The 25,744-nt window shown below is 69.6% G+C and carries 21 protein-coding genes and 1 pseudogene; 14 read left to right on the plus strand and 8 right to left on the minus strand.

All coding sequences use genetic code 11. The features are described from left to right. Positions 1-1,497 carry a M28 family metallopeptidase gene (locus FHS38_RS19955; protein WP_229822664.1) on the plus strand — a complete coding sequence of 499 codons (1,497 nt, stop codon included), beginning with the start codon at positions 1-3 and terminating at the stop codon, positions 1,495-1,497. Positions 1,498-1,637: 140 nt separating this feature from the next. Here the strand turns inward: FHS38_RS19955 and FHS38_RS19960 are convergent, their stop codons facing one another. Beyond that, complete coding sequence (locus tag FHS38_RS19960; RefSeq protein ID WP_184735262.1) at positions 1,638-2,624, minus strand: MsnO8 family LLM class oxidoreductase; 987 nt, start codon at positions 2,622-2,624, stop codon at positions 1,638-1,640. Positions 2,625-2,821: 197 nt separating this feature from the next. On the opposite strand from FHS38_RS19960, the gene FHS38_RS19965 reads away from it, so the two are divergent. Genes FHS38_RS19965 through FHS38_RS19975 form a run of 3 tightly spaced genes read left to right on the plus strand, consistent with a single transcriptional unit; the run spans position 2,822 to position 6,733 of the window. Continuing rightward, positions 2,822-3,682 carry an ABC transporter ATP-binding protein gene (locus tag FHS38_RS19965; RefSeq protein WP_308433556.1) on the plus strand — a complete coding sequence of 287 codons (861 nt, stop codon included), beginning with the start codon at positions 2,822-2,824 and terminating at the stop codon, positions 3,680-3,682. Beyond that, positions 3,679-4,662, plus strand: coding sequence for an ABC transporter substrate-binding protein (locus FHS38_RS19970; RefSeq protein WP_184735264.1), 984 nt, complete (start codon positions 3,679-3,681; stop codon positions 4,660-4,662). Before FHS38_RS19965 ends, FHS38_RS19970 begins: the two co-directional genes overlap by 4 nt. 4 nt (positions 4,663-4,666) lie before the next feature. Continuing rightward, positions 4,667-6,733, plus strand: coding sequence for an iron ABC transporter permease (locus FHS38_RS19975; RefSeq protein ID WP_184735266.1), 2,067 nt, complete (start codon positions 4,667-4,669; stop codon positions 6,731-6,733). A 232-nt stretch (positions 6,734-6,965) separates the two neighbouring features. Here FHS38_RS19975 and FHS38_RS19980 read toward each other — a convergent pair whose 3' ends face one another. Then, entirely contained in the window at positions 6,966-8,102 is a 1,137-nt protein-coding gene (locus FHS38_RS19980; protein WP_308433555.1) for a methyltransferase domain-containing protein, read from the minus strand. A 483-nt stretch (positions 8,103-8,585) separates the two neighbouring features. Here FHS38_RS19980 and FHS38_RS19985 point away from each other — a divergent pair, with 483 nt between their 5' ends. The 6 genes and pseudogenes from FHS38_RS19985 to FHS38_RS20010 all read left to right on the plus strand — a co-directional run bounded on the left by FHS38_RS19985 (position 8,586) and on the right by FHS38_RS20010 (position 16,173). Beyond that, positions 8,586-9,017, plus strand: a complete 432-nt coding sequence (locus FHS38_RS19985) for a cupin domain-containing protein (RefSeq protein ID WP_184735268.1) — start codon at positions 8,586-8,588, stop codon at positions 9,015-9,017. 253 nt (positions 9,018-9,270) lie between these two features. Next, complete coding sequence (locus FHS38_RS19990) at positions 9,271-10,521, plus strand: serine hydrolase domain-containing protein (RefSeq protein WP_184735270.1); 1,251 nt, start codon at positions 9,271-9,273, stop codon at positions 10,519-10,521. A 357-nt stretch (positions 10,522-10,878) separates the two neighbouring features. Continuing rightward, positions 10,879-11,310 carry a hypothetical protein gene (locus tag FHS38_RS19995; RefSeq protein ID WP_184735272.1) on the plus strand — a complete coding sequence of 144 codons (432 nt, stop codon included), beginning with the start codon at positions 10,879-10,881 and terminating at the stop codon, positions 11,308-11,310. A 439-nt stretch (positions 11,311-11,749) separates the two neighbouring features. Next, positions 11,750-12,490: pseudogene (locus FHS38_RS20000) on the plus strand (exo-beta-N-acetylmuramidase NamZ domain-containing protein); the annotation flags it as partial. A 213-nt stretch (positions 12,491-12,703) separates the two neighbouring features. Further along, entirely contained in the window at positions 12,704-15,577 is a 2,874-nt protein-coding gene (locus FHS38_RS20005; protein ID WP_373301834.1) for a M4 family metallopeptidase, read from the plus strand. A gap of 248 nt (positions 15,578-15,825) precedes the next feature. Beyond that, positions 15,826-16,173: an antibiotic biosynthesis monooxygenase family protein gene (locus FHS38_RS20010; RefSeq protein WP_184735275.1), complete on the plus strand. Its 348-nt coding sequence runs from the start codon at positions 15,826-15,828 to the stop codon at positions 16,171-16,173. 85 nt (positions 16,174-16,258) lie between these two features. On the opposite strand, the gene FHS38_RS20015 is transcribed toward FHS38_RS20010, so the two are convergent. Next, positions 16,259-17,227 carry a helix-turn-helix transcriptional regulator gene (locus FHS38_RS20015; RefSeq protein WP_184735277.1) on the minus strand — a complete coding sequence of 323 codons (969 nt, stop codon included), beginning with the start codon at positions 17,225-17,227 and terminating at the stop codon, positions 16,259-16,261. Between the two features lie 101 nt (positions 17,228-17,328). Here FHS38_RS20015 and FHS38_RS20020 point away from each other — a divergent pair, with 101 nt between their 5' ends. Then, on the plus strand, positions 17,329-17,736 hold the full coding sequence (locus FHS38_RS20020; protein WP_184735279.1) for a DUF3224 domain-containing protein: 408 nt from the start codon (positions 17,329-17,331) through the stop codon (positions 17,734-17,736). Between the two features lie 189 nt (positions 17,737-17,925). Here FHS38_RS20020 and FHS38_RS20025 read toward each other — a convergent pair whose 3' ends face one another. Then, positions 17,926-18,549: a histidine phosphatase family protein gene (locus FHS38_RS20025; protein ID WP_184735281.1), complete on the minus strand. Its 624-nt coding sequence runs from the start codon at positions 18,547-18,549 to the stop codon at positions 17,926-17,928. A gap of 114 nt (positions 18,550-18,663) precedes the next feature. Next, a complete protein-coding gene (locus FHS38_RS20030) occupies positions 18,664-19,125 on the minus strand; it encodes an RICIN domain-containing protein (protein ID WP_184735283.1) in 462 nt (153 codons plus the stop codon). 128 nt (positions 19,126-19,253) lie between these two features. Between FHS38_RS20030 and FHS38_RS35505 the strand changes: the two genes are divergently transcribed. Both FHS38_RS35505 and FHS38_RS20040 read left to right on the plus strand, forming a co-directional pair. Beyond that, positions 19,254-20,258 carry a helix-turn-helix transcriptional regulator gene (locus tag FHS38_RS35505; protein ID WP_184735285.1) on the plus strand — a complete coding sequence of 335 codons (1,005 nt, stop codon included), beginning with the start codon at positions 19,254-19,256 and terminating at the stop codon, positions 20,256-20,258. 234 nt (positions 20,259-20,492) lie between these two features. Next, complete coding sequence (locus FHS38_RS20040) at positions 20,493-21,350, plus strand: GNAT family N-acetyltransferase (protein ID WP_229822645.1); 858 nt, start codon at positions 20,493-20,495, stop codon at positions 21,348-21,350. A 53-nt stretch (positions 21,351-21,403) separates the two neighbouring features. On the opposite strand, the gene FHS38_RS20045 is transcribed toward FHS38_RS20040, so the two are convergent. Continuing rightward, positions 21,404-22,948, minus strand: coding sequence for an AMP-binding protein (locus FHS38_RS20045; RefSeq protein WP_184735289.1), 1,545 nt, complete (start codon positions 22,946-22,948; stop codon positions 21,404-21,406). Between the two features lie 136 nt (positions 22,949-23,084). Here FHS38_RS20045 and FHS38_RS20050 point away from each other — a divergent pair, with 136 nt between their 5' ends. Further along, a complete protein-coding gene (locus FHS38_RS20050; RefSeq protein ID WP_184735650.1) occupies positions 23,085-23,993 on the plus strand; it encodes a LysR family transcriptional regulator in 909 nt (302 codons plus the stop codon). A gap of 82 nt (positions 23,994-24,075) precedes the next feature. On the opposite strand, the gene FHS38_RS20055 is transcribed toward FHS38_RS20050, so the two are convergent. Continuing rightward, positions 24,076-25,050: a hypothetical protein gene (locus FHS38_RS20055; protein ID WP_189222355.1), complete on the minus strand. Its 975-nt coding sequence runs from the start codon at positions 25,048-25,050 to the stop codon at positions 24,076-24,078. Between the two features lie 410 nt (positions 25,051-25,460). Beyond that, positions 25,461-25,718: a hypothetical protein gene (locus FHS38_RS20060; RefSeq protein WP_184735293.1), complete on the minus strand. Its 258-nt coding sequence runs from the start codon at positions 25,716-25,718 to the stop codon at positions 25,461-25,463. Between the last annotated feature and the right edge of the window lie 26 nt (positions 25,719-25,744).

Below are 25,744 nucleotides of genomic sequence, written 5' to 3' on the forward strand. Positions count from 1 at the left end.
ATGCGACCCGACACATTTGAGGGGCAGCCGTTCGCCGTCCCCGACAAGCGCCGACCGCCGAGCCCAGCCGCACGGGTCGAGCCGGTCAAACGCAAGTGGACCGGCACGCTGCCGGACAAGTTCATAGCGACACTTGTCGAATTGGTCTCGGTGGAGGCTCTCCGCAACACAGTGGAGGCACTCGCGGCCTTCCACACCAGGCACACGTTCTCGCCGCACCTCGGAGAGGCCGCCGCACGGATATCGGACCAGTTCACGGCGGTGGGGTACACAGATGTGGTCAGACGCCCCTGGTCCCATGCCGGTCACAGCGCGGGCAACGTCGTCTGCACCAAGCCGGGGACGGGAAGCGGCGGCCCCGTCATCATCGTGTGCGCCCACTACGACAGCCGAATGGAAGACTTGGGCAACGCGACCGCACGGGCTCCAGGAGCCGACGACAACGCCAGTGGTGTGGCGGCGGTCCTTGAAATCGCGCGCCTGCTCGCGCCGGTCGCCCTCTCCGCCACCGTCCGCTTCGTGGCGTTCTCCGGAGAGGAACAGGGACTGTGGGGTTCGACCGCGTACGCCGCGGAGCTCCACGCCGCGGGTGCCGACATCTACCGGGTCATCAATCTGGACATGATCGGGAGGCCACCGGAGGACGGTTCCGTGACGGTGGAGCGGGACGAGGGAAACGCCGTACCGGGCAATGACGCCGCTTCGCAGGCCCTCGGTGCGGTGATGGCGCAGGCCGCCGCGTCCTACACGGCGCTGCCGGTCAAACTCGGCCCCATCTATGCCAGCGACTACATGCCGTTCGAAGCGCACAGCGACGTCACGGTCGGCGCCTACGAAGGAGAGGGGAACCCGCACTACCACCGGACGTCCGACAAGCCGGCCACGCTCGACTACGGCTACCTCGCCGCTGTCACCAGGACAGTACTGGCGACCCTGCTCTCCGAAGCGCTGGATGTCGCCGACGAAGCGAGTTCGGCCGTGGACCTCTACATCCGGGACAACCAAGCCGACACCGGATCCCAACCGAGCAGTTCCCCGAACGGAGCCTCTCCCGACCTGTGGGTCCGCAACAACGACATCAGAGACGGCGACGACCCCGAACTCGGCCATCAGACACCCGTCAACGGCATTCCCAACTACGTGTACGTGCGCGTGCACAACCGGGGCACGATCGCTCTGGGAGGCGGCGTCGCCCAGGTCCGCACCTATCGGTGCGACGCGGGCGACGGAGTGGGTTGGCCGACGCGCTTCCAGCCGATCGGGACGCTGGTGATCGACCAGGCGATTCCGGCCGGTGGCTCGATGCGCGTCGGTCCGTTCGCATGGACACCTCACATCGTGGACCGCGACCGCCTTCTCGCGATCGCGTCCGCTCCTTCCGACCACTCCGTTCCCGATGTCTACACAGGCGAGCTCGATACCGACCTCTTGGTCCGGTTCGACAACAACGTGGGTCGGCGCGATGTGGCTCCGCAGCCGGCCGGGCCGGAGGGGTAGACCCCCGGGCGATGGGCGCCGTCGGGAAGTCCGGTCGGCGCGGGCCACCGGCCCCGTCCGGCGCCGACCGAGCTGCCGCGTGCGGCCGGCGAGGAGCGCCCTGCGACGTGCCGGCTCGCGCATCATTCCCAGCGTTGCCCCTACGGTGCTGTCGTGGCCTCGATGTACTGCTTGATGAGTTCGTACGAGCGAATGCGGTCGTGGAGGTCGTAGACGGGCGTAGTCAGCATGAGTTCGTCTGCTCCGGTCTCACGAGCCAGTTGCGTGAGCCGGTGCACGACGGTCTTGGGTGTCCCGACGGCTTGCCGTGCACGGAAGTCGTCCAGCGCCTGTCGTTCTTCCGCTGTGAAGGGGTGGGCGGCCGCCGCCGCCGGCGTGGGGAAGGGGATCTCACTCTGGCCCTTGAGGAGCCCTGCCTTGACGACTTCCATCGGTCCGACTCGCCACGCGGCCTCTTCTTCCGTCTCGGCACACGCTGCCTCCACGCACACCAGCACCCGGGGTTGCTCGCACCAACGGGACGGGGTGAACGCCGCCCGGTAACGTTCCAGGGTCGCGAGGGTGTTGTGCGGCCGGATGTGGTGCGCGACGGCGATCGGCAGGCCGAGTTCCGCGGCCAGAGCGGCACCTGCGGTACTGGAAGCCAGCAGCCACGGTTCCGGCAGCGGGCCGAGCGCGACCTCGTCGACCAGAAGGGACAGGATCGCGGCTACGTCGCCCTGGTACTCCCCATCCGTCGCCGGTCCGGCTCCGCGGCGCAGCGCCCGTGCGGTGACCTCGTCGAAGGTCCCAGGGCCACGGCCGATCCCCAGGTCGATGCGGCCCTGATGCAGAGCGGCCAGCGTTCCGAACTGCTCCGCCAGCGTGATCGGTGCGTGGTTGGGGGCCAGCACTCCACCCGAACCAAGCCGGATGGAGGAGGTCAAGGCAGCGGAGTGCGCGGTCAGCACGACTGGCGGGAACGCGCCGATTGCGGGCGAGTGGTGATGCTCGGCGTACCAGATCCGGTGGTAACCCAGCCGTTCCAGTCCCTGCGCGAAGGCCGCGGTGTCGCGCAGAGTGTCCACGGCTCGGGTGCCCGTTTGGACCATCGCGACTTCCAAGGCCGAAAGAGGTATGTCGATCATGTCGTCAGCATAGAGAGGCGGCGGTATCCAGTGAGCCGGGACGTGCTGCGCCCGGGCGCCGAGCGGCTCGGCGCCCTACCGTCCTCCAACTGCCCTGCTCAGCCGCGCCGGCCGGAAGGGAACGGCTAAATTTCGCCTTGTGCTCAGCTGCCCAGGCCTGTCTCAGCACGCCCTAAGGTTAGGCTAACCTTCGCAGCGTGAAAGTTGCTGAAGAGACCTCCGGCGCCAGGCGTCCCCACGGTCATGAGCTGTCGGCCATGGGCGTCACCGTGGCGTACGAGGGCGTCGACGTCGTGCACGACGCGTCCTTGACGCTACGGCCCGGCGAGGTGACCGTCCTCGTGGGTCCGAACGGCAGCGGGAAATCGACGCTTCTGCGCACGCTCGCGCGGCTGCAGCGGCCCCGGACCGCGACGATCGTCATCGACGCCGACACCGACGGCCTCGCGCTGTCCCCTCGCGAGTTCTCGCGCCGCGTCGCCCTGCTGACCCAAGGGCGCCCCACCCCCAGTGGGCTGACCGTGCGCGACGTCGTCGAGTTCGGCCGCTACCCGTACCAGGGTCGCTGGGGCAAGGCAGACCCGGAGGGCCGGGCCGCCGTGGACCGTGCGCTCGCCATGACGGGCATCGAGGAACTCGCCGAACGCGGCGCCGAGCACCTCTCCGGAGGGCAGCTCCAGCGCGTGTGGCTCGCCGGCTGCCTCGCGCAGGAGACCGGCGTGCTGCTCCTCGACGAGCCGACGACCTACCTCGACCTGCGGTACCAGGTCGAGCTCCTCGACCTCATCCGCGACCTGGCGGACGACCACGGGATCGCCGTCGGTGTCGTCCTGCACGACCTCGACCAGGCCGCGGCCGTGGCCAACCGGATCGTGCTGCTCCACAAGGGACGGATCATCGCCGACGGCCTTCCCGAGGACGTACTGACACCCCAGCAACTGACCGACACGTACGGCATCCGCATCGAGGTCGACCACGACCCCCTCACGGGCCGGCTGCGCACCCGCGCGATCGGCCGGCACCACACACGGAACGAAAGGCTCAGCACCACCTCATGAGACGCCTCCTCCTGGCCGCGGCGGCCGCTACCACCGCGGTGCTCACCCTCACCGCCTGCGGAACGACCGAGCCCGCCACCGACGACGCGAAGAAGACCGCCGAGCCCATCACCCTCACCGACGCGAAGGGCGCAAAGGTGGAGCTCGACGGCCCGGCCAAGAAGGTCGTCGGCACCGAGTGGAACGTCGTCGAGAGCCTGGTCTCGCTGGGCGTCGCCCCCGCCGGCGTCGCCGACGTCAAGGGCTACAAGACCTGGAACACCGCGGCCCCGCTCAAGAACGACCCCAAGGACATCGGCACCCGCGGCGAGCCGAGCACGGACACCATCGCCTCCCTGTCGCCTGACCTCATCGTCGCCACCGACGACCTCAAGCCGGCCGTCGTGAAGCAGCTGCGCAAGGTCGCCCCGGTCCTGGAGGTGCGCGCCGCCGACGCCTCCGACCCGATCGGGCAGATGACCAAGAACCTCGACCTCATAGCCAAGGCCACCGGCACCACGCAGCAGGCCGAGAAGCTCAAGAAGGACTTCCAGGCGAAGCTGGGCGAGGGCAAGAAGGCGCTCGCCGACGCCGGCCACGCCGGGGCGAAGTACGCCTTCGCCGACGGCTACGTCGTCTCCAACCAGGTCACGATCAGGCCGTACACCAGCGGCTCGCTCATCGGGGCGGTCAACGAGAAGCTCGGCCTGAAGAACGCCTGGAGCGTCGAGGGCGACAAGAGCTACGGGCTCGGCTCCACCGACGTCGAGGGCCTCACCAAGCTCGACGAAGACGTGCAGTTCGCCTACATCGGCAGCGACGGCGACAAGAACAGCACGCCGTTCGCCGGCGTCCTGGCGAAGGACTCCGCCTGGACGTCGCTGCCGTTCGTGGAGAAGGGCAACGTCCACCGGCTGCCCGACGGCATCTGGATGTTCGGCGGCCCCCAGTCGATGGGCAAGTACGTCGACTCCGTCGTCGAGGCCCTGAAGAAGAAGTAGCACCATGACCGTCACCGCCTCACCTCCCGCCACCCGTCCGCCGGCGGCCGCCTCCCGGACGGGCGCGGCCACGGCGGTGGCCGTTCTGGTCCTGCTCCTCGCGGGCCTCGCGCTCGCCGACATCACGCAGGGCACCGCCGCGGTGGGCGCCCCCGAAGTCTGGAAGGCGCTCACCGGCCGGGCGGACCCGGGCGACGCGTCCGTCGTCATCTCCTCCCGGCTGCCGAGGATGGCCGCGGGGCTGCTCGTCGGCGTCGTACTCGGCATGGCGGGCGCCGCCCTCCAGGCAGTCAGCCGCAACGTCCTCGCCTCACCCGACACCCTCGCGGTCAACGCCGGCTCCTACCTGGCCCTCGGGCTGGTCTCGGTCACCGGCGTCTCGCTCCCGCTCTTCGCCCACTCCGGCGTCGCGTTCGTCGGCGGCCTCGCCGCGGCGGCCGTCGTGCTCGGCCTGTCCGGCCTGGGCACGGGCGCCGTACGGCTCGTCCTCGCCGGCAGTTCCCTCACCCTCGGTCTGACCGCCGTCACCGAGGGGCTGCTCCTGTTGTTCCCCCAGCAGACCGAGGGCCTCTTCCAGTGGAACCAGGGCAGCATCGCCCAGCACGGGTTCGACGCCGTGCTCCAGATGGCACCGGTCGGCCTCATCGGCTTGGTCGGGCTGTTGCTCGTCGCCCGTCGCGTCGACGCCCTGGCGCTCGGCGACGACGCCGCCCGGGGCCTGGGCGTCCCCGTCCGCGGCACCCGGATCACGGTGGTGGTGCTGGCGACCCTGCTCTCCGCAGCGGCCGTCACGCTCGCCGGACCGATCGGCTTCGTCGGCCTGTGCGCCCCCGCCCTCGTCCGCCCCCTGGCCCGCAGGGTCCGCGCGTTCACCCGCGCGCGTTCGGGCATTCCGGTCGCGGGCCTGGCCGGTGCGGTGCTGGTCCTCGGCTCGGACGTGCTCCTGCGCGCCCTCGTGCCGGCGGACGTGGCCGTCGCCGTGCCGACGGGCGTCGCCACCAGCGTCGCCGGCGCCGTGCTCCTGATCGTGATGGCCACCCGGGTCAAGGACACCGCCGGGGCCACCGCGACCGAGCGGCTGCGCATCAGGAGCAGGGCCGTCTTCCTGACCACCACGGCCGTACTGGTGGTGGCGCTCGTCGGCGTGGCGATCGCCGCCGTACTACTGGGCGACAGCAAACTGCTGCTGGGCGACGTGGTGAACTGGGCCCAGGGCAGGGCGGGCCGGACCGTCGGCTTCGTCCTCGACACCCGCGTGCCCCGGGTCCTCGCGGCGCTCCTCGCGGGCGCGGCCCTCGCCCTGGCCGGAACGCTCATCCAGGCCGTGACCCGCAATCCGCTGGCGGAGCCCTCCACCCTGGGCGTCTCCGGCGGGGCCTCCCTCGGCGCCGTGCTCGTCGTGACGACGGTGCCGTCGGTCGGCTCTTGGGGAATCGCCGGAGCCGCGTTCGCGGGCGCCGCAGTCATGTCCGTCGTCGTCTTCGGACTCGCGGCGCGGGGCGGATTCCAGCAGAACCGGCTCGTCCTCGTCGGGTTCGGCGCCGCCACCGGGACCTCCGCCCTGATCAGCCTGATCATTGTCCTCACCGACCCGTTCAACGCGACGAAGGCCCTCACCTGGCTGTCGGGCTCCACCTACGGGCGGACCCTGCCGGACGTGGCGCCGCTCGCCGCCGTGCTCGCCGTGGGCGTGCTCGTCGCGGTACTGCGGCGCACCGAGCTCGACCTCGTCTCGCTCGACGAGGACGCCCCCAGGCTCCTGGGGCTCGATCTGGCACGGGGACGCCTGGCCTTCCTCGTGCTGAGCGTCCTACTGGCCGCGACCGCCGTGGCGGCCGCAGGCCTGATCGGCTTCGTGGGTCTCGTGGCGCCACACGCGGCCCGGGCCCTGGTGGGCCGCCGGCACGTCCGGGTGGTTCCCGTCTCGGTGCTCCTGGGCGCCGTGCTCGTGTGCACCGCAGACCTGTTGGGCCGAACCGTGATCGCGCCGGCCCAGCTGGGCGCCGGACTGATGACTGCGGTGATCGGCACGCCGTATTTCCTCCATCTGCTCATGCGCGGCCGCCGGTAATACCGCGTACGCCATCGCCCACTCCAACGACGCCGGGGAACCCGAAGAGGGCTCCCCGGCGTCCGTCTGCTCGTCGGGCGGGAAGCGCTCTCCCCTTCTGGGAGAAGGCGCGAGAGAGGAGACGGCAGCGGGCAGTGGGACATCCGGAAGTACTCGCCGGCCGCGTTGATCAGCCCCGCGGTGCCTTTTCGGTGTCTCTCCCCACCGCTCTTCCTCCCTGGGAGAGACACGGTCACGGACGGTTGGCGAGGAGGACGGTGAAGGTGTTGTTCTCGGTGAGCAGCCCGGTGCCTGCGTCGCAGTGCTCGACCAGCAGCCGCAGCGCCTGCCGTTCGAAGGCGTGCCACGTGTCCCCGAAGACGGCCCGGGAGGCGAACGAGGTCGAGGAGAGGTAGCCGATGACCTGAGTGGGAGTCCACTCCCGCTGGTCCTCGAACCGGTACTCCTGCACGTCGCTGAAGGCCGATTCGGCAAGGACGTCGACGTAGGGGCGGTCGTGCGGATGAAAGATGTCGCCGGGGCCGGCGCGCCGGTCGTCGCCGAGGAACGACTGGATCAGCAGGCGCAGGGCCTTGGCCCAGCCGTTGTCGAGGGTCCACAGGCTCTTGTCGCCCATGACCGCGACCGTGGCCTGAGGCGCGGTCCAAGCCTCCAACTGCCGCAGGACCGTGTCCTGACCGACCCAGTGGAAGGCCCTGCAGATCGTCACCAGATCCGCGCGCCAGGTAGCGGACGGCGGGGTGAAGTCCGCTGCCTTCACCTGGTGCAGGCGCACGGTCTGCCCTGGTCCTTGCAGATAGGGAAGGAGGCGTTCGGCCTCGGCGACCATGCCGGCATCGGGCTCGACCATGTCGACCTGCCCGAACACCGCGTGCAGCGCCAGCGGCACCTGACCGGTACCGGAACCGAGGTCCAGCAGCGTCGGCGCGTCGACGTCGGCGACCGAGCGGGCCAGTAGAGCGGCGGCCGGGGCCGGCAGCCCGGAGCGGTATCGGCGGTAGAAGGGAGCGGCCCCCGCGAACGGCGACGGAGAAGGCGCCGGGACCGGTCGGCTCCTGTCTCCGATATCACGTTCGACGATTCGGGCCAGATGCCGGGCGAAGACGTCGGCGGCGTCGGGGGCGAGCCGGTTGAGGGCGACCATCCCGGTGATGATCACGTCGCACACTTCGGCCTGCACGTCGTCCCAGGTGTGGGAGAAGCCCTTGCGCGGGTTCTGCCCCATCGCGCCGATCACCGCCTCGGCGGCTTCGCCGGCCTCCTCGCTGATCTTGAGGATCTGGAGGATGCGCCGCTGCTCGGCTGGCAGCGTGCTGTGGTCGTCCAGGCGCTCGGTCAGTCGCCGGACCAACTCCCACGCGTGTTCCATCACAAGGTTCCTCCGATGCTCTGGCGGTGGTCCGGGAGCTCGGAGGGCCCCCTCGGTCAGACTCTTCCGGGCTGCGCAAGCCGGTCCCGCAGCACGCTCCCGGGCCCTGCCGAGAGTAGTGAGGAGACCGCCGCCAGGTTCGAGGATTCGACACCATCAATCCAAGGAGGGACAGCGTCGCGCCTCGCGCCCGGGGCGGGCGGAGCCACTCTCGCCGTGTCCGCCGACTGCGGAGGGCGCCGATAACGCCACGCCGGCCTGCGGTCGAAAGGGCTGGACCTGTCACGCCCCAGGCGGCTAGGGGCAAGGGGCGTAGCCTGCCTGCTCTCGCCAGCGGATGACCGTGCTCCAGCTCATCGGCCTCCGTCCTGCGGCATCCCCCTTCACCACCACCCGCAAAGGAATGTGCCGGGGTAATTCCTCACCAACGAGGCCTGGCCCGAACTGATCGAAGACCGCGGGCGGACTTGTTGTACTGCGCGGATGGCAGATCAGAAGCAGTGCTCGGTGGTCCGCACCGGGCAGTACGAAGGAATCCAGGGCGGCACGTTCGGGGCGGGCATCAGCGCCCAGTCGGCGGGAGCGGAGCGGCTGTGTCTTCACCGGCTGGTGATGCCCGCAGGCACCCGGGGTCGCCCGCACCTGCACGAGGGCCACGAATCGGCCATCTTCATCCAGTCCGGCCAGGTCGAGGTATGGCATGGAGAGGGCTTGGCCGAACATGTGGTGCTGCACGCGGGCGACTACCTCCACATCCCCGCCGATACCCCGCACATGCCGGTGAACAGCGGCACCGAGGACATGGTGTGCCTGGTCGCGCGGACCGACCCGGACGAGCAGGAGAGAGTACGGCTACTGGACCTACCGGCCTGGCTGGGCACTCGACTTGGTTCGCTGTCCGTCGGCGTCGGCTGACCCCGTAGAAGACAGGATCACGCGCACCGGATGAGACCCGGTGCCGCCGAGGAGCCGGGCGCGTCGAGCCCGGCTCCTCGGCGGTACAGACACCGAAGCACCCAGCGGCCGAGTGCCCGCTCGGGCGTGGCGATCCCCGGTTCCCGGCCGGGTACCGCCTCTGCGGACCCCGGCACCCATATACGATCTTGGTCTCATACATGCGACAAAACCGGGACTATCCACAAGTCGCCGGGGGACAGAGGTATTTATGGTGAGAACCGGGCTCACGCGTTCGGTGACCACGCTCGCGGCCGCCGTGGCGCTGGTCGCCGGAGGCGCGGTGAGCGCGTCCGCCGAGCAGACCCCTGCCGCGCCGGACACTGGCGCGGTGCGGGCCGCGCTGCAACGCGTCGTGGACTCAGGCGCACCGGGCGCGTTCGCGGTGATCCGCGACCATGGCACCCCCGGACTCGACCGGTCGCTGGCCATCGGCAAGGCCGACCTCGACGGCACGCCCATGGACACCGACCGGCGGTTCAGGGTCGGCAGCAACAACAAGATGTTCACCTCCGTCCTCGTGATGCGCCTCGTTGAACAAGGCCGCATCGACCTGGACAAGCCGCTACGCGACTACCTGCCGGAGGGGACACTCCCGCAGGACTGGCCCATCACCGCACGCCAGGTGATGGAGCACCGCGCCGGGGTGTACGACCACACCAACGACCTCCTCGAACAGAGCGGTGAAGAGACCACCGACGCCTTCGAAAAGCGCATCCGCAACAACGTCTACGCGCCCAAGGACCTCGTGGCCATGTCGGTCAAGCACGGTCTGCAGTACACCCCGGGAGGCGCGTATTCGTACTCGAACACGGGTTACGTGCTGATGGGCATGGCCGCCGAGCATCTCACCGGGCGCCCCTACGCCGAGCTACTGCGCGAGCAGATCTTCAAGCCGCTCAAACTGCGCCAGACCTCCTTCACCGTGCCGAAGAAGAGCATCACCGGCCCGCACATCACCGGCTACCTGACCAATGACGACCGCAGCAAACCGCTGCTCGACTCGACCGAGCAGACCGCGTCCTGGATCTGGAGCGCGGGAGGCGTCGTCTCCTCGGCCTCCGACCTGGACCGCTTTGTGACCGCTCTGCTCGCCGGAAGCTCCGGAGGGCTGGTCTCCGACGACTCACTGCGGCAGATGGCGAGCGTCATCCCCACAAGCACCGCAAAGATCAGCTACGGGCTGGGCCTGCGGGAGATCACGCTCTCCTGCGGCAAGGTCCTGGGCCACGGCGGAATCGTCCAGGGCTACCAGACACAGACCTTCTCCACCCCCGACGGCAAACGCACAGTCGTCCTCTTCGCCAACGCGTCCAACAACGGCGCTGTCACCCAGAGCCTGACGAACACACTCGAGCCCGCGTTCTGCAGCAAGACAACCGCGTCCCCCGCGCCGCGCCGCTCACTGACCGGGAACAAGAAGAGCAGCCACTCCGTCCCCGCCGTCGAGGACACGCGCATCTGACAACGTGTAAACGCAGGGCCCAAAGCTCAGCGCTGACGGCCGAGAGTTGAGAGCCGGCATGTCCAGGCGCGCGGCAACCCAAGGGGCGGCCGCGCGCCACCGCTCAGGCCGCTGCCCGTTCCACGGGGATCCACAGTTCCGCGAAAGAGTGCTCGCCCAACCGTCCGGCCGAACGGGATCGGTCGGCATCAGCGGCTCGATCCGGTTCCCAACCGCATCGGCGATCCCCCTGTCGGACGGGCCCGCGATCGATCGACCGACCCGTCAACCAGGCACGCTCCAACCATGGAAAACACGATCAACCCCCTGTAGTCTCGCCACCGTTGATCATGACCAACGACCAGGGGGAACAACCACATGAGCCGCAAGATCGCGCTGACTGTCGCCGCATGCATAGCAGCCGGCACCTCGCTCATCGCCGCACCCGCCCACGCATCCGTGCGTGACGCGTCGACTCAGGCGTCAGCGCCGGCGTCGGCCCCGGCCGCGGCATCGGGGAGCGACAGGGTCAAGTGCACCAGCATGAGCAACGGACAGCTCTGCATTTCGCTGAACACAAGCCCTTCGCGCATCGAGGTCTTCTACACCAAGAAGGCCGGCTCGACCATCCAGGCACGCCTCGGATTCCGTACCAACACTGCGGATTGGGGCCCGTGGAAGACCATCAGCACCGGCGAGCGAGCCAACACGACCTGGAACATGAGCTACCCCTGCAACAAGAAGTACGTGGGACTGCTCCAGGCCAACGGGCAGACGTTCGAGACCCCGGCAGCCGGCCCCACCTGCTGAAGGACCTCTCCGGGCGCACCGGCGGCAATGAGATGACCGGGAAGCCCTGACCGAGAGTCAGGAATACAGACCTCGAGGTGGGGTGCGGCAGCCGGAATCGCCTGCCGCACCCCACCTCGGACGTCGTCCTGACGAACTCTCCCAGAGCCTCTCGGTACCACGGCAGACGCGCTCGTGCGAACGCCGCCACCAGCTCCGGGCGGAGCAGCCGGTCCCGCCGCAGCACATCCGCGAGGGGGCTGCGCGCCAAGAGCTCGCCGCGGGCCGCCGCCCGCAGTTCCAACCTCCCGGTAAGTCAGGCCGGACCGCTCCTTCACCTGGAGGGGCGTACGTCACCCCCTCGACGGGGTGCGTCGCCTACTGACAGCGCGTAGCGTGCCGCCCGCCCCCGCGCGTCTTCTTCACACCCCCGGCGCCCTTACCACTACTGTCCGTGCTCATGGCGACCTCTCGGCGTTCGCTCCTCGCCGCTGCGGCAACAGCCGGCACATCCGTGCTGCTGACGTCCGGTAGCGGGCCCGCTGCCGCTTTCGGCACAGACGATGCCGCGGGCAGAACGGCTCCCGTACGGCCCGGCTTCGACAATCTGGCCGCCGACGGCTACCGGGTGCTGGAAGGGCAGCAGGTCGGGGTACTGACGAACATGGCCGGCATCACCCGAGACTGCCGATCGATCGTAGACGTCATGCACGCCGACGACCGGGTGCGGGTGACGGCCATCTTCACCGGGGAGCACGGCTACCGTGGCACCCCGCAGGCCGGCAAGTCCGAGGGCGACACCATCGACCGGTCCTCAGGGCTGCCCGTCTTCGACACCCATCTCAGGAGTGGCAAGGCCCTGGCGGAGGTGATCGACCGCTCGAAGGTGGACACCCTCGTCTACGACTTCCAGGACTGCGGGGCCCGTTTCTACACCTGCAACTGGACCCTCTACGACGCGATGGTCGCAGCCGCCACGGCTCGTCGGCGGTTCGTCGTCCTGGACCGGCCCAACCCCGTCACCGGGCGCCAGGCCCTCGGCCCGGTCCTGGACAAGAAGTACGCCAGCTTCGTCGGGCGCGAGCCGATCGCCCAGGCCCACGGGATGACCCCCGGCGAGCTCGCGCTCCTCTTCAACGACCGCTTCCTCCCCGCTGCGGCCGGCCGTCGGGTCGACCTGGAGGTCGTCCCCCTCTACGGCTGACGCCGTCGGCGCCCGCCCCGCTCACGTCGCGCCGACAGCGGTCGGTCATCGCGACGCAGACGGCATGCGGAAAGTCGACCAAGGCCGAAATTCAGCTGCGCAAACCCGCACCCCATTGATGAGCTGCCGCATCACCGCTTGCATTGCCCCGACCAAAGATGTTCCTGCTGTCAGGCGTGTGCCACCGGGCACACCGCGGAGGGGGATACCGTGCGCAAGCCGAGAGCACGTTCGGCGAGACCGAGAGCATCCAGGGCGCAGGGTGGCATAGCCGGTGCGGCGGCGCTGATCAGCGCCGCCGCACTTGTCGTTTCGGCGGCTCCGGCCCCTGCTGCCGCGACGCCTCCACCGCCTCCCGGCCCGGGCGGGGTGGTCCCGGGGCAGAGGACGGCAACGCCCGCGCTGGTGGAGGGACTCCGGGATCCGGTGAAGGCCACGGGGAGTGCGGCCGACGCGGCACGGGGGCACCTCGTGGGCAAGAAGGGCCGCTACCGGATCGCCAACCCGGAGCGCGACCTGAAGCCCCTGCAGACCACAGCCGTCGGTGCGTCGGAGACCGTGCGGCTTCAGCAGCGGCACCGCGGTGTGGACGTCCTGGGTGGCCAGTACCTCGTCCGGATGGACAAGAAGGGCGGCAAGAGAGTCGTCACCGGTACCTCCGGCAAGTACTTCACCGGGCTGTCCATCGACGTCAAGGCCGCAGTCGGGGAGGACCTGGCCGTCGAGCGGGCGGTGGAAGCGGTCGAGGAACAGCTCGGTACGGACAAGTTCGGCAGGGACGACGCCACCGAGGACGGGCAGAGCGCGGCGGCACCGCCGCTGACCGGCACCGCCCGCGGTCCGGTCGTCCTGCCCCGCGGGGCAGGCGTGCTCACCCATCACGTCACCGTGCGCGGCGCCGATCCGGCCACCGGCGAACCGGTGCTTCGCGAGGTGTACATCGACGCGCAGGCCGGCCATCCGGTCCTCCAGTACAGCGGGATCAAGACGTTCGGCACCCCGGGGCGGGGCGCCGGAGCGGGCGGCCGCGCCGGGAGCGACACGGCGGCAGCACGTGCCGCGGACGACCCCGCTCCGGCGGAGGAGCCGGGCGTCAGGGGATCCGGGGTCAAGTTCGACGGAAAGCCGGTCGAACTGCAATTGGCCGAGGACGTGTCGCGCAAGGAATACGTGATGCGTGATCACTCCCGGATGCGGGACAGCAGCAAGAACCTGCTCGCCACCTGGGACGCGCGCGGAAAGAGCGTCGGCGACGTGTCCGGCGCCTGGCCCGCCGACATCAAGGAGTTCGGCTCGCCCAGCCCCTCCTTCGGCAAGGAGGCGACCGACGCGGGCGCGGTCGACGCGCATTGGGCGGCGGGCAAGGTCTACGACTACTACAAGAAGGCGCACGGCCGGAACAGCCTGAACGGTCGTGGCATGACCGTCAACTCCCTGGTCGGCGTCACGTACTTCGGCATGCCGTACGTGAACGCCTTCTGGGACGGCACCAAGATGGTGTACGGCAGCGGCGACGCCGAGTACCGTCCGCTGTCCGCCGGCCTGGACGTCGTCGGCCACGAGATGACGCACGGGGTCGTGGAGAACAGCGCCGACCTCGTCTACGCGGGCCAGTCCGGCGCCATGAACGAGGCGATTGCCGACTACTTCGGCAATGCGATCAAGACGGACGCCTCCGGTGTCTCCATGGACAGCCCCGACTCGGGTCTGATGGGCGACACCCTGTGCCGCACGAAGTCACCGCGCGAGTGTGCGGTGCGCGACCTGAACGACGGCAGGACCACCTCCAAGTCCTTCCTCGGCATGGGCTTCGGCACGGACAACGGCGGTGTTCACCTGAACTCCACCATCTTCTCGGGCGCCCTCTGGGACATGCGCAAGGACGTCGGACGGACGCTCGCCGACAAGATCGTCTACAAGGCGCTCACCGAGTACCTCACCCCGCTGGACGGCTTCACCGAGGGCCGGGCCGCGGTACTCGCCGCCGCCAGGGCCCTGAACGTCTCCGCCAAGGACCTCGACACCGTCACCCGCTCCTTCAACGCCCACGGCATCGTCCCCCACTGGGAGCAGGCGATCGGCGTGGATACCGATCAGCTGCTGGGCAGGCTCAACGTCACCGACTCGGACACCGGTGCCGGCGGTGGCTGGTGGGCCGTGTCCAAGTCCGACGACAGCGGCTCCGAGCCGTACTCGATCCGGGCCGGGCGTACCGACGGCAGCGGATCGCCGAAGCTGATCAGCCCCAACGACGGCCGCTACCACGTCAATCCCGCCACGGACGGCAAAACCGTGGTGTGGGCGGCGCGCGGGCCGCGTGGTGTGGACCTCCTGTCGCGGCCGCTGACGGGCGGCCCCATCAAGAAACTGTGGTCCAACCGCAAGAGCATCTACGACGTGCGGGTCGAGGGCGGTGTCGTGGTCTTCTCGGCGTCCGTGCGTACCGGCGTGCCCATCAGGGTGGCCTATCTGCGCCCGGGCGACGAGGAGCCGACGTGGGTGGACACCGGCGGTCGGCGCAACGCGACCGCCATGCCGTCCCTCCACGGCGGGAAGATCGCCTACGGCCGACGTACTTATTCGCGTCCCGGCGGCTACCTCTACTCCGTCGAGGTCCTGGATCTCGCGAGCGGCACGACGACCGTGATGCCGCAGCTCGGCAAGCCGATCAACGTCGGGCAGACCGGCATCACCGGCAAGCACGTCTTCTGGCTGGCGGACGAGGTCACCGACCAGGGCCAGCGGGCCGTGCGACGCGCGAACCTCGACGGAACGGGTGTGGTGGACCTCAGCAAGGAGCAGGGCGCGGATGCGCTGCACCCGACCGGTCTGACGACCTCGGAGGAGGCGGTGACGGTCACCTCCGAGGCTGCCTCGGCCCCCGGCGCGCCGTACCGCAACGAGATGCTGTCCAAGCTGTGGCAGTTCTCCGCGGACGGTGCGAACAGGGGACGGGTCTCCTGCAACCGCGGTGAGCAGTCCGCCGCCGTCTCCGCGGGTGGCAAGCAGCTGATCTGGATCGACGCCACCACCGGTCACGGCGATCTGGTCACCCGTAGCCGGCCGGCCGGCAACTGCGGCTGACCGGGAGCCGCACCACTCCCCCGGACCATCCAGGCGCCGGTGCGACTCCGTCGCGGCGCAGGGGATGTCGTCTGCGGCCCGCCGGACCTCGGTCCGGCGGGCCGTACCTCGTGGCGGGTCGTGGAAGGCAGTCTGTTCCGTCCTGGAAGCGCACTCCCTTGGCCGGTTGCCTTCGGCCTGAAATGATCTTCGTGAACGAGCAGACGGCCTTCGCTCCGATGAGGTTGCGAGATGAGAGGAATTCAGGGATGTTCGCTGTGATCTATCGGTGGCGGCTCCAGCCGGGCAAGGAGGAGCAGTTCGTCGCCGGGTGGCACCGGGTGACGGCGGCGATCCACACCCGGTGCGGCAGCTACGGGTCGAGGCTGCACCAGGCGGACGACGGTACCTGGGTGGCTTACGCACGCTGGCCCGACGCGGAGACCCGCGAGCAGTGCGCGGCAGCCGATCCGGAAGGGGTTGCCATGATGCGCGACGCGATCGCGGAGCGCTTTCCCGAAACCCGGCTCCGGATCGTCGACGACATGCTCGCGGAGCCGGAGCCGGGTGCGGAGCCCGAGCCGAACGCCGTGTCCCAGCCCGTCGGCGGGAGCTGAAAGCAGCACAACAGACCGCTAGGACGTGTCCGGTGAGTCACCCATCCCCCACCGGGCGCGCCAGGCGTGACTGCCCAGGCCGGGGTCAGGGCGCTGCGTAGCGCTTCGCCAGGACAGCGACGGCCTCGGCGACGGCTTGTCGGAGGTCGGGAGGGCCGAGTACCTCTGCCTCGGTGCCGAGCCTGAGCAGGTCACTGACGGCGACGGCCTGTGCCTCGATCGGCATCTCCACCCGAACCCAGCCTTCCTCGTCAGGTGGCCCGGCGCTCTCAAGGGCTCGTACGCCCGCCGTGCCGAACTGCACGGGCAACAGTCGCTGGGCTCGGGGGGAGATCCTCAGTTGCGCGGTTCCCTGGTGAAGCGCGGCCTCCAGACGTCGGGAGGATTCCTCCCAGTAGGCAGCCAGATCGAATGCGGCCGGTCGTTCGAAGGCCTCTCCCGTCGTGTCGACGGCCAAGAACCGCGATATCCGATAGGTCCGCACGGCCTCGTCCGCCAGCGCCGCCAGGTACCAGATTCCGCCTTTGAGGACGATGCCGAGCGGGCGCAGCTCCCTATGGACCTCGCCGCCCCAACGCCGGTAGTGCGCACGCAGCACCCGCTGGTCCCACACCGCCCGTGCGACCTGTGCCAGATGCGGAACCGGGTCCGGGTCCCTGAACCATGCCGGCGCGTCCAGGTGGAAGCGGCCCTGAACGTGCCGGACCCGTTCCGCGAGTCCGGCCGGGAGGGCGGCCTGAAGTTTCAGCTGAGCGGTGGCCAGCACCGCGCCGAGGCCCAGATCACGCGCCGGCCCCGGCGCTCCGGCGAGGAAGAGCGAGCCGGCCTCGGCGTCGGTGAGCCCGGTCAGCCGCGTGCGGTACCCCTCCATCAAGCGGTAGCCGCCGGCGGGCCCGCGCTCGGCACGGACCGGGACACCCGACGCGCTGAGCGCTTCGATGTCCCGGTAGACGGTACGGGTCGTCACCTCGAGCTCTGCGGCGAGCTCAGGGGCGGTCATCCGCCCACGGTTCTGGAGCAGCAGGAGCAGGGAAAGAAGCCGGTCGGCACGCATGGAGACATTGTCCTGCCATACCTGACAGGAGGTGTCAGGTACGGCGTTCAGTCTGATCACACGCCGTGCGGAAAACCGTGCGGCTGATCGAGAGGACATCCATGCCCGCGCAGACCACCGGCCACTTCACCTTCGCCAACTGGGAGGAGCGCCCCGTCAGCCCGAGCGAGGCAAGCCCGAAACTCGCCCACGCCTCCGTCACCAACACCTTCACCGGCGGCATCGAGGTCGCCGACACCACCTGCGAGTACACCATCGTCTACGTCACGGAGAAGACCGGGACGTTCACCGGAATGGAGATGCTGATCGGCAGTCTCGACGGACGCGAGGGCAGCTTCGTCGTCGAGGAACGCGGTTCGTTCGACGCCGACGGCACGGTGCGCTGCGTCTTCGAGGTCGTGCCGGATTCAGGCACCGGCGAGCTGACCGGGCTGCGGGGAACCGGCCGCTTCACTGCCGAGCACGGTGAGCCATCCGTCCCGTACACCTTTGACTACGACCTGAGGTGATCACCGGGCACCGGCCAGAGGGGCCCGCACGGATCGCCGTCTCGGCCTCCTTGAGGTGATGGACGGCGCCCGGCATGGGCGCCGTCCACCGGACAGCGCGAGGGGATGCGTGTCAGCTGATCGGGAACTTGTCACGCTTCCTCCAAGGTTCAATCGTGTGTCCGGCCCCTGTTGCGGCCCTTGACGTGCTCAGATGTGCAACTCGGGTGGGAAGCCGGTCCAGCGCAGCTCGGCAGGCAGATGTCGCATGTCGTTGTAGACGAGGACGGAGGAGGGCCGCCCAGGCGCGTATCGGATGACCGTCAGGGCGGCGTTGCCATGGTTGAGGCCGATCCAGCGCCACTTCGGTGCGTCCATGGCGTGCCGGACGAGCCAGCCGACGAGGAAGTTATGGGTGACGACCAGTTCGTGACGCGGCTCGTCGCCGTCCACCGGCCCGGTGAACCGCTCCAGTGCCTGGCGGGCCAGCACCGGTCCGCGCTCCCGCTCCTCGGGCGTGAACTGGTCGAGGAAACCAAGCAGGAAGTCGGCGGAGTCCGCCGGCAGTTCGTCCCTGTTCGGCACGTCGGGGACGTAGTCCCCAGCAGTCTCCGTGACGCGCAGGGGGACATCGCTCAACTGTTCACCGATCAGGCGCGCGGTCTGCGCTGCCCGGGGCAGTGGGCTGTGGTGAACGGCCGAGAAGGGGATGCCCCGGAGCCGCCGGCCGAGCAGCACCGCCTGCTGTCGGCCGTGCTCCGTCAGTCCGCTCTCGTCCGGCAACGCCTCGCCGTGCCGGACGAGATAGAGGTAACGAGTGACTGTTCCCGTCATTCCGAACTCCTTAGTGCCTGCTCACGATCTTATGCAGCGTCCCGAGGCCGAGCAGGTCGACGCAGTGGTGCCCCGGCGCCTCCCCCTCGCGCCGGGGCCCCTGCGTCAGTCCGGTCAGACGGGCGTGATCCGCCAGGTCTGCCAGTTGGCGCGGGTGCAGTTGCGCATGTTGATCCCTGCCCCGTCCCTGCGCTCACCCTCGTTCTGGATGCTGAGGCACTGGGGGTTGACGTCCGAGATCAGCTCACGGGTGTTGGGGTTGTGGCTCCAGCGCTGATTGGCGTTGCCGTGACAGTCACCGACCGCCTGAGCAGGGGCGTTGATCTCGCCGTTGCGCACGTCGAGGCAGTGGTTCTCTGCCGCGTTGACGAGTTTACGGCCGTCCCAGAACCAGAACTGGTTGCCGTGCTGGCGGCAGGTCTGCATCTCGACGTTGTCGCCGTTGGACGACAGGCACTTGTCGTGCATGTCGCTGCGGATCTCGATGAAGTCCCGTGCCGACGCGGAAGTCGTGGTGGTCAGCGGCAGTGCCGCCGTGCCCAGGGCGAGGGCGAGCGCGGTGAGTCGACGTCGCATCACTGTGTCCGTTCTCTCGTGGCGTCTCCGTTGCGGATCCGCTTGCCTCTGAGGATCACCTGGACGCCTGAGAGTGAACATCCCGCGATCTGGGGGGTTGACCTGAGGGCCACCTCGATACTCGCTTCATGTTCACGGAGGCGATGGCCGAGGCCCGTACCGTGCCCGAGCTGGGGCTCGAGCTCTCGCAGCGCATCGGGCGGCTCGTACCGCACGAGGGGTACGTCCTCACCGGGAACGACCCGGTCACCGGCGCGGGGTGCTTCGTGTGCAGGAAGCACGGCTACTGCGGCGAGACGTTCCGTCGCACGCTGATCGACGACGTCCGGGGGCAGGACCTGTTTCCGTTCTCGGAACTCATCCGTGGCCCGTCGAGGGTCGGGGTACTCGGCTCGGGCGCGCCCGGGGAGCAATCGAGCCGTCGATTGCACGAGGTACTGATTCCCCAGGGATTCGGCAGTGAGATGCGGGTGGCACTGGTCGCCGGCGGCGTGGTCTGGGGAACGATGGCCTTGCTGCGTGAACGGGGAAGGCGCCCGTTCACGTCCGCCGACGCCGACGCGGTCCAGCAGCTCCTGCCTGACTTGTGCACGATTCTGAGAAGGTTCGTCACCGGTCTGACGACGCCGCGACCGCTCCCCGGCGTCCGGCCCCCCGGAGTGATCGTGGTCGGCAGGGACGACAGGATCAAGGCAGCCTCCCCGACCGGTCGCGACTGGCTGCGCGCGTGCGTACCCGACATGGAGCTCACCACCGAGGACGAACTCGCCCTCACGACGTGGAATATCGCATTCTTCGCCCGTCGCGCGGCAGGGAGCGCGCTGAGCCGTATCCCGACCGCCGACGGCTGGATCGGGCTGCACGCGCAACGGCTGGTCGGCGGCGCAGTGGACGATGTCGTCATCACCGTCCAGCCCGCCTCGGCCGGGCTCCTCCTTCCGGCGGTCGCGGCCTGGTACGGCATCACCCGCAGGGAGCTCGCGGTGGTCGAACAGGCGCTGGACGGCCTGTCCGGCAAACAGATCGCCCGCCGCCTGGACGTGTCACCACACACCGTCAACGACCACTTCAAGGCCGTGTACCGGAAGACGGGCATGTCCTGTCGCGAGGAACTCATCGCGGCGTTGTCGTGACAGGGACCGTGCGCACCCGGGCCGGGAGGCTCGGCCTGGAGGAGCCACGAGGCGACATCCTGACGCGGTGAGGATCTGGACCCACGACAGGTGAACGCTTGTTCGAGTTTCCCTCAAGTGGCTGTCGATCCACGTGGCTGCACGGCGGGGCAGACCGGTTTGCCGATGTTGTGCCCGGCGCGTTTGATGGAAGGAGAGCCTTGGGCGGGCGGCAGGCCGGAAGGAGATGCCATCGTGGATCTCGTACTGCGCCCGGGAAGGGCGGATGATGCCTCGGAGTGCGGAAGGATCTGCTTCGAGGCCTTCTCCGGGATCGCCCGCGAGCACGGATTCACCTCCGACGTTCCCAGTGCGGAAGAGGGCGCGGGAATGTGCGGAACGCTGCTGAACCACCCAGGCTTCTACAGCGTCGTCGCCGAACTCGACGGCCGGGTCGTGGGCAGCAACTTCCTCGACGAGCGGTCGCCCGTAACCGGCGTCGGGCCGGTCACCGTGGACCCGGCCACGCAGAACGGCGGCATCGGACGTCGGCTCATGCAGGACGTCATGCGACGGTCAGCCGAGCGGCAGGCACCCGGCATCCGACTGCTGCAGAGCGGCTACCACACACGGTCGTTCGCGCTGTACGCCGGCCTCGGGTTCGAGTTCCGCGAAACGATGGCCTGCCTGCAGGGACAGCCGATCGGAGGAACCGTGCCCGGGTACGGGGTGCGGGCGGCGACGGACGCGGACCTGGCGGCGTGCAACGAGGTGTGCCGGAAGGTCCACGGGACCGATCGCGGCGGCGAGGTCGCCGACGCGATCGAGATGGGCACGGCCCGCGTGTGCGAACACGACGGACGCATCACCGGCTACGCCACGGACCTGTCGTTCTTCGCGCACGCGGTCGGCGAGAGCACCGAGGACATCAGGGCCCTCATCGCCGCGGCTCCCGCCTTCGGCGGCCCCGGCATCCTCGTCCCCGCGCGCGACACCCCCCTGCTCCAGTGGTGTCTGCGACACGGTCTCAAGGTCAAGCAGCTCATGAGCCTGATGACCATCGGGTTCTACAACGAACCCGCCGGAGCGTATCTCCCCTCCATCCTCTACTGAGACCCGCTGCCGCCGCGAGGCCCACCCGGGGCCACCGGTACTCCTCCGAACTCCTACTTCGTGCCCAGGGTCGCCCGGAGCAGCTTCTTGTCGGGCTTGCCGGCGGCAGTGAGGGGGATGCGGTCCACGATGTGAACGGCGCTCGGCACGTACATCGTCCCCATGCGCTCCCTGACGAACTCCCGTACCAGCTCACGCCCCGCACCGCGCCCCGCCGCGGGGACGATCGCGACGTGGACCTCCTCGCTCTGGTCCGCGCGGCGCACCCCGAACGCCGTGCACTGCGCGACGGCGGGGTGGGTGAGCAGCAACTGTTCCAGCTCCGTCGGATAGACGTGGCCGCCCACCACGACGACCACGTCCTTGAGCCGGTCGACGAGATAGAGATACCCCTCGGCATCGAGGTAGCCGAGGTCGCCCGTCCGGACCCAGCCGTCGCGCAGTACCTCGGCGGTCAGCTCGGGCTGCCGCCAGTAGCCGCTCATCATCATGGGGGTACGGACGTGGATCTCCCCGGTGTCCCCGGGAGCCAGCACGGCTCCGCCCTCGTCGCGTATCTCGATGTCGACGCCGGGGCAGGCGCGCCCGGCCGTGGCCTGGCCGGACCGGCCCGTCATCGCGTGCTCCTGCGGCAGTACCTCGGTGATGCTTCCCGCCTCGGTCTGGCCGTACGAGCCGTACAGCACGGGGCCGAACGCGTCGGCTGCCTGTCGCATCCGCTGCGCCGACACGGCGGTCCCGCCGTAGATGATCCGTTGGAGGCTGGACACCTCGGTCGTAGCCAGTTCCGGGTGGTCCAGGAGCGTGTACAGCAAGGGAGGCAGCAGCCACATGTCGGTGATGCGTTCCTGCTGGACGGTGGCGAGCACGTCGTGCGGGTCGAAGGCGTGCCGCAGCACCACGGTGCCCCCGGCGAGCAGCGCGACATCGGCGAGGATCCCGGCCATGTGCGCGAGCGGGGTGCAGGCGAGGAAGCGGGGCCGTGCGCCGGACGGGACGCTCCGGGCGCGTTGGGTCAGCATCTGCCGGTAGGGGCCGTGCGCCATCCGGATGCCTTTGGGAATCCCGGTGGTGCCCCCGGTGTACCGAATGCACCAGTCGTCCCCGGCGAGTGCGGCACCCACCACGGGGTGGGGCGCGCGGGCTGCCGCATGAGCCGACAGGTCCACACCGAAGGAGGCGGGGCCGAGAGTGAACACGGCGGGGACCCGGGCCTCGGCGAGGAGTGCCTCGGCGGCCGTCCGCGCGGTGGGAGCGACGAGGAGCATCGCCGTCCCGACGCTGTTCACGACCTCCGCCTGTCCTCCCGGGCTCATGCCCTCGTTGAGGAAGACGACGCGGGCGCCGAGCAGGTTCGCCGCGTACCGCGCGACGAGCGCCTCGGGCTGGTTGCCTGTGAGGAAGGAGACGGTGCTGCCGCGGCCGATGCCGCGTTCCGCCAGCTCCGCCGCCATCTGGTGGACGCTGTCGCGCACTTCCCCGGCCAGGACCGTACGGCCCTCCTCCGTGATCAGCGCGGGCCGCTCGGGGCGGAGCGAGAGGACGCCGAGGATGTCCTCGACGTAACACTCGTACGGCTGGTGCGGGTTGTCGGCCATGGGGCCGTGCCTCCTTCGGTGGGGAGTGAAGCCGGGACTCCGGCGTATTCGGAGGCTAGGAGCGCATGGTGCAGGAGGTCCAAGACCAGTTCAGGCATGTAAGGATGTTTCTGGGGTTATGAAGGGGGAAGCGCGGATGGATCTGCTGTCGCTGCGCTGCTTCCAGGTCGTCGCGCGCCACGAGCACATCAGCAGGGCTGCCGACGAATTGCGCGTGGCCCAGCCCTCGGTGAGCCGGACCATCGCTCGCCTGGAATCAGAATTGGGGGTACCGCTCTTCGACCGCCGAGGTCGCCGGATCCGGCTCAACCAGCACGGCGCCGCGTTCCTGCGCCGCGTGGACCGGGCCTTGGGCGAGCTCGAGGACGGGCGCCGCGAGCTCGCGGACGCGGCCGGTGCCGAGGGCGGCAGCGTGACGGTGGCCGCCGAGACCCTGCTGACCCTCACCGAGCTCCTCTCGCGCTTCCGGGCGACCCACCCCGACGTGGACGTCCGGCTGCACCAATCGCCTCCCGATTCGATGGCACGCCGGCTCCGCACCCGTGACGTGGACCTCTGCCTCGCCTCCCAGCCACTCACAGGGCCCGCGCTGGCGTCGGTGGAACTGTTGCGGGAGGACGTGCTGCTCGCCGTGCCGAGCGGACACCGGCTGGCCGACCGGCAGGGGGTGGACGTGGCCGCACTGGACGGCGAGCCGTTCGTCACGCCGAGCCGGGGACACTGGCAGCGCGCACTCACCGACCAGTTGTTCGCCCAGGCCGGGGCTCGGCCCACGATCATCTGTGAGGGCAACGAACCGGGCGCGATCATGGACCTGGTCGCCGCGGGCCTGGGGATCGCCCTGCTCCCCGCCATGGCCCGTGACTCCCGCCCCCACGAAGGCGTCGCCTGGATCCGGTTGCAGGCCCCCGGCTGCCATCGGGTGCTCACACTCGTACGGCACAAGGACGTCTACCTGTCCGCCGCCGCCCGGCGCTTCGCCGACTTCACCGTTGAGCACTTCCGCCGTGCCGCCCCGTCGTCGGACGGACCGCTCGGCGGGTGACGGGTCGGCGAACGTCCCGGCCCCTCCTGCTGGTGGCAACGGTCGGTCCACGACCCGACGGGCGCCGGCCAGGCGAGTGCCGTCACCATGCGGCCGCCGGAGGGTGGGTGAGGAAGGCGAGTGCTTCCTCCTGAGTGCCCAGGTGTACGGGCAGGTCGGCGACCGACGCGCAGACAGCCCTGACGTGCTCGGGCGATACGGGCCGGACGACCCAGTTGACGATCTGGGTCAGCAGCCTTGCCCGGATGGGCCGCCCCGGCATCGGGACTGTCGGCCGTGGTGCCAGCACTCCCACCACGGGCGTGCGCTGCGGCGACCCGGACGCCCGTGACGGGTGGCTGAGCAAGGGCGCGCCGTCCGGGCCGGGCTCCAGGCGGGCGAAAGGGTCAGGGCAGAGTCGCCAACCGGCTCGCGCCAGGGAAGAGTTGCGTTCCACCAGATACGACATCCAGTTTCTGGGAAAGAGCAGAGCTCGCCCTCCCTCGCCCTGCACGAGTGCCCCGCACATCAGCCGCACCTGTTGCGCTCCGGGCGGCTCGAATCCGGCGACGATCCGTCTCAGCGTATCCAGGGTCTCGTTCGCGCTGCGGGAGCGGGCCACCAGCTCACCACCGCGGAACACGAGCCACAGATTTCGCGGACGTTCCACGAGCAGGGTGACCGGTACGTATCCCCGTACGGCGTTCGTTCCGGTGCCACTCGCCGCGAGAGTGGCCACCCGTACAGCCCCCTCTCCGCGCGCGGCGATCCCCACTGCCCTCCCATCGGCCTGCGCGATGACCAACGCGTCCACGGGCGTGCCGTTCACTCCGACCGAGCAGGATGTCGGCACTTCACAGACCACCCGACCCGGTTGCGAACCGCAGAGCTCGACCAAGGCCGCGGTCACCGCTTCGAATCCGCGCACGACCCGGTGGGCGCCGCCGGGTGACAGCCGCACCGCCGAAGGGGTGCCCAGCCGCCCCGGATTCGCGTAGGTCACGGTCAGCTCTTCGACCTGGGCTGGTTCCAGTGCGGCACCCCACACCGTGGGACTGCCCTCGCCCACGACGAGCACCGACGCCCCTCGGTGGGTGAGAGTTTGCCGGTTGGCGGCCAGATCCGTCTGCAATTGCCGGCAGTAGCCGCAGTCGGGAGACGACGCCACCACCAGGACCGGGTGAGAGGCGCTCACACCGGCGGGGTGTCCCGCCCACTCCCGTTCCGCGGGTTCCTCCGCGGGAGCCGGCTCACCCTGAAGATGCGGGCCCCTTACGAGGCCTGCCGACCGCCATGACTCCAGACACCGCGCATAGTCGGCCGCGTGCTCAGGCGGGACGGGGACGCCTCGTGCCCAGTTCAGCGCGGCAGGAGATACCCAGGCTGCCGCGGGAACGACGCAGTGCAGCAATATCGCGCCACCGTCGACTTCCACCAGCCGGGCGTCAGGACTCAGCTGAACCGTCACAGCCGTTCCTCCCGTGCCGGTCACCCGTGGCAGTGTGCCCTGGTCTCACCCGCGGCGGTGAAGCAGAATCCCGAGCAACAGACGTCGATACCGGGTAGGCATTCGGCCCCTTCCGGCAAGCAGATCGCCACAGGCGCAGTCGCCGTACAGGCGGACGGGGCGATGTACAGGTCCGTGAACGCCTCCTCGATCTCGGCGGCGGTGTCGGCGCTCAGCTCTGCACACGCGTCGATCTGGCTCTGGGAAGCCCGGTCGCGGCGGGCTGGAATCGTGTCCACGCCACCATTGAGCCTGCCGTGTCGCA

The sequence above is a fragment of the Streptomyces netropsis genome (assembly GCF_014203545.1).
In the GTDB taxonomy this organism is placed as follows: domain Bacteria; phylum Actinomycetota; class Actinomycetes; order Streptomycetales; family Streptomycetaceae; genus Streptomyces; species Streptomyces netropsis.

Bases quoted from the DNA above. Each gene is read 5' to 3' on its own strand.
- FHS38_RS19955 (WP_229822664.1), top strand. From the start codon at position 1: ATGCGACCCGACACATTTGAGGGGCAGCCGTTCGCCGTCCCCGACAAG.
- FHS38_RS19960 (WP_184735262.1), bottom strand. From the start codon at position 2,624: ATGATCGACATACCTCTTTCGGCCTTGGAAGTCGCGATGGTCCAAACG.
- FHS38_RS19970 (WP_184735264.1), top strand. From the start codon at position 3,679: ATGAGACGCCTCCTCCTGGCCGCGGCGGCCGCTACCACCGCGGTGCTC.
- FHS38_RS19975 (WP_184735266.1), top strand. From the start codon at position 4,667: ATGACCGTCACCGCCTCACCTCCCGCCACCCGTCCGCCGGCGGCCGCC.
- FHS38_RS19980 (WP_308433555.1), bottom strand. From the start codon at position 8,102: ATGGAACACGCGTGGGAGTTGGTCCGGCGACTGACCGAGCGCCTGGAC.
- FHS38_RS19985 (WP_184735268.1), top strand. From the start codon at position 8,586: ATGGCAGATCAGAAGCAGTGCTCGGTGGTCCGCACCGGGCAGTACGAA.
- FHS38_RS19995 (WP_184735272.1), top strand. From the start codon at position 10,879: ATGAGCCGCAAGATCGCGCTGACTGTCGCCGCATGCATAGCAGCCGGC.
- FHS38_RS20010 (WP_184735275.1), top strand. From the start codon at position 15,826: ATGTTCGCTGTGATCTATCGGTGGCGGCTCCAGCCGGGCAAGGAGGAG.
- FHS38_RS20015 (WP_184735277.1), bottom strand. From the start codon at position 17,227: ATGCGTGCCGACCGGCTTCTTTCCCTGCTCCTGCTGCTCCAGAACCGT.
- FHS38_RS20020 (WP_184735279.1), top strand. From the start codon at position 17,329: ATGCCCGCGCAGACCACCGGCCACTTCACCTTCGCCAACTGGGAGGAG.
- FHS38_RS20025 (WP_184735281.1), bottom strand. From the start codon at position 18,549: ATGACGGGAACAGTCACTCGTTACCTCTATCTCGTCCGGCACGGCGAG.
- FHS38_RS20030 (WP_184735283.1), bottom strand. From the start codon at position 19,125: ATGCGACGTCGACTCACCGCGCTCGCCCTCGCCCTGGGCACGGCGGCA.
- FHS38_RS35505 (WP_184735285.1), top strand. From the start codon at position 19,254: ATGTTCACGGAGGCGATGGCCGAGGCCCGTACCGTGCCCGAGCTGGGG.
- FHS38_RS20045 (WP_184735289.1), bottom strand. From the start codon at position 22,948: ATGGCCGACAACCCGCACCAGCCGTACGAGTGTTACGTCGAGGACATC.
- FHS38_RS20050 (WP_184735650.1), top strand. From the start codon at position 23,085: ATGGATCTGCTGTCGCTGCGCTGCTTCCAGGTCGTCGCGCGCCACGAG.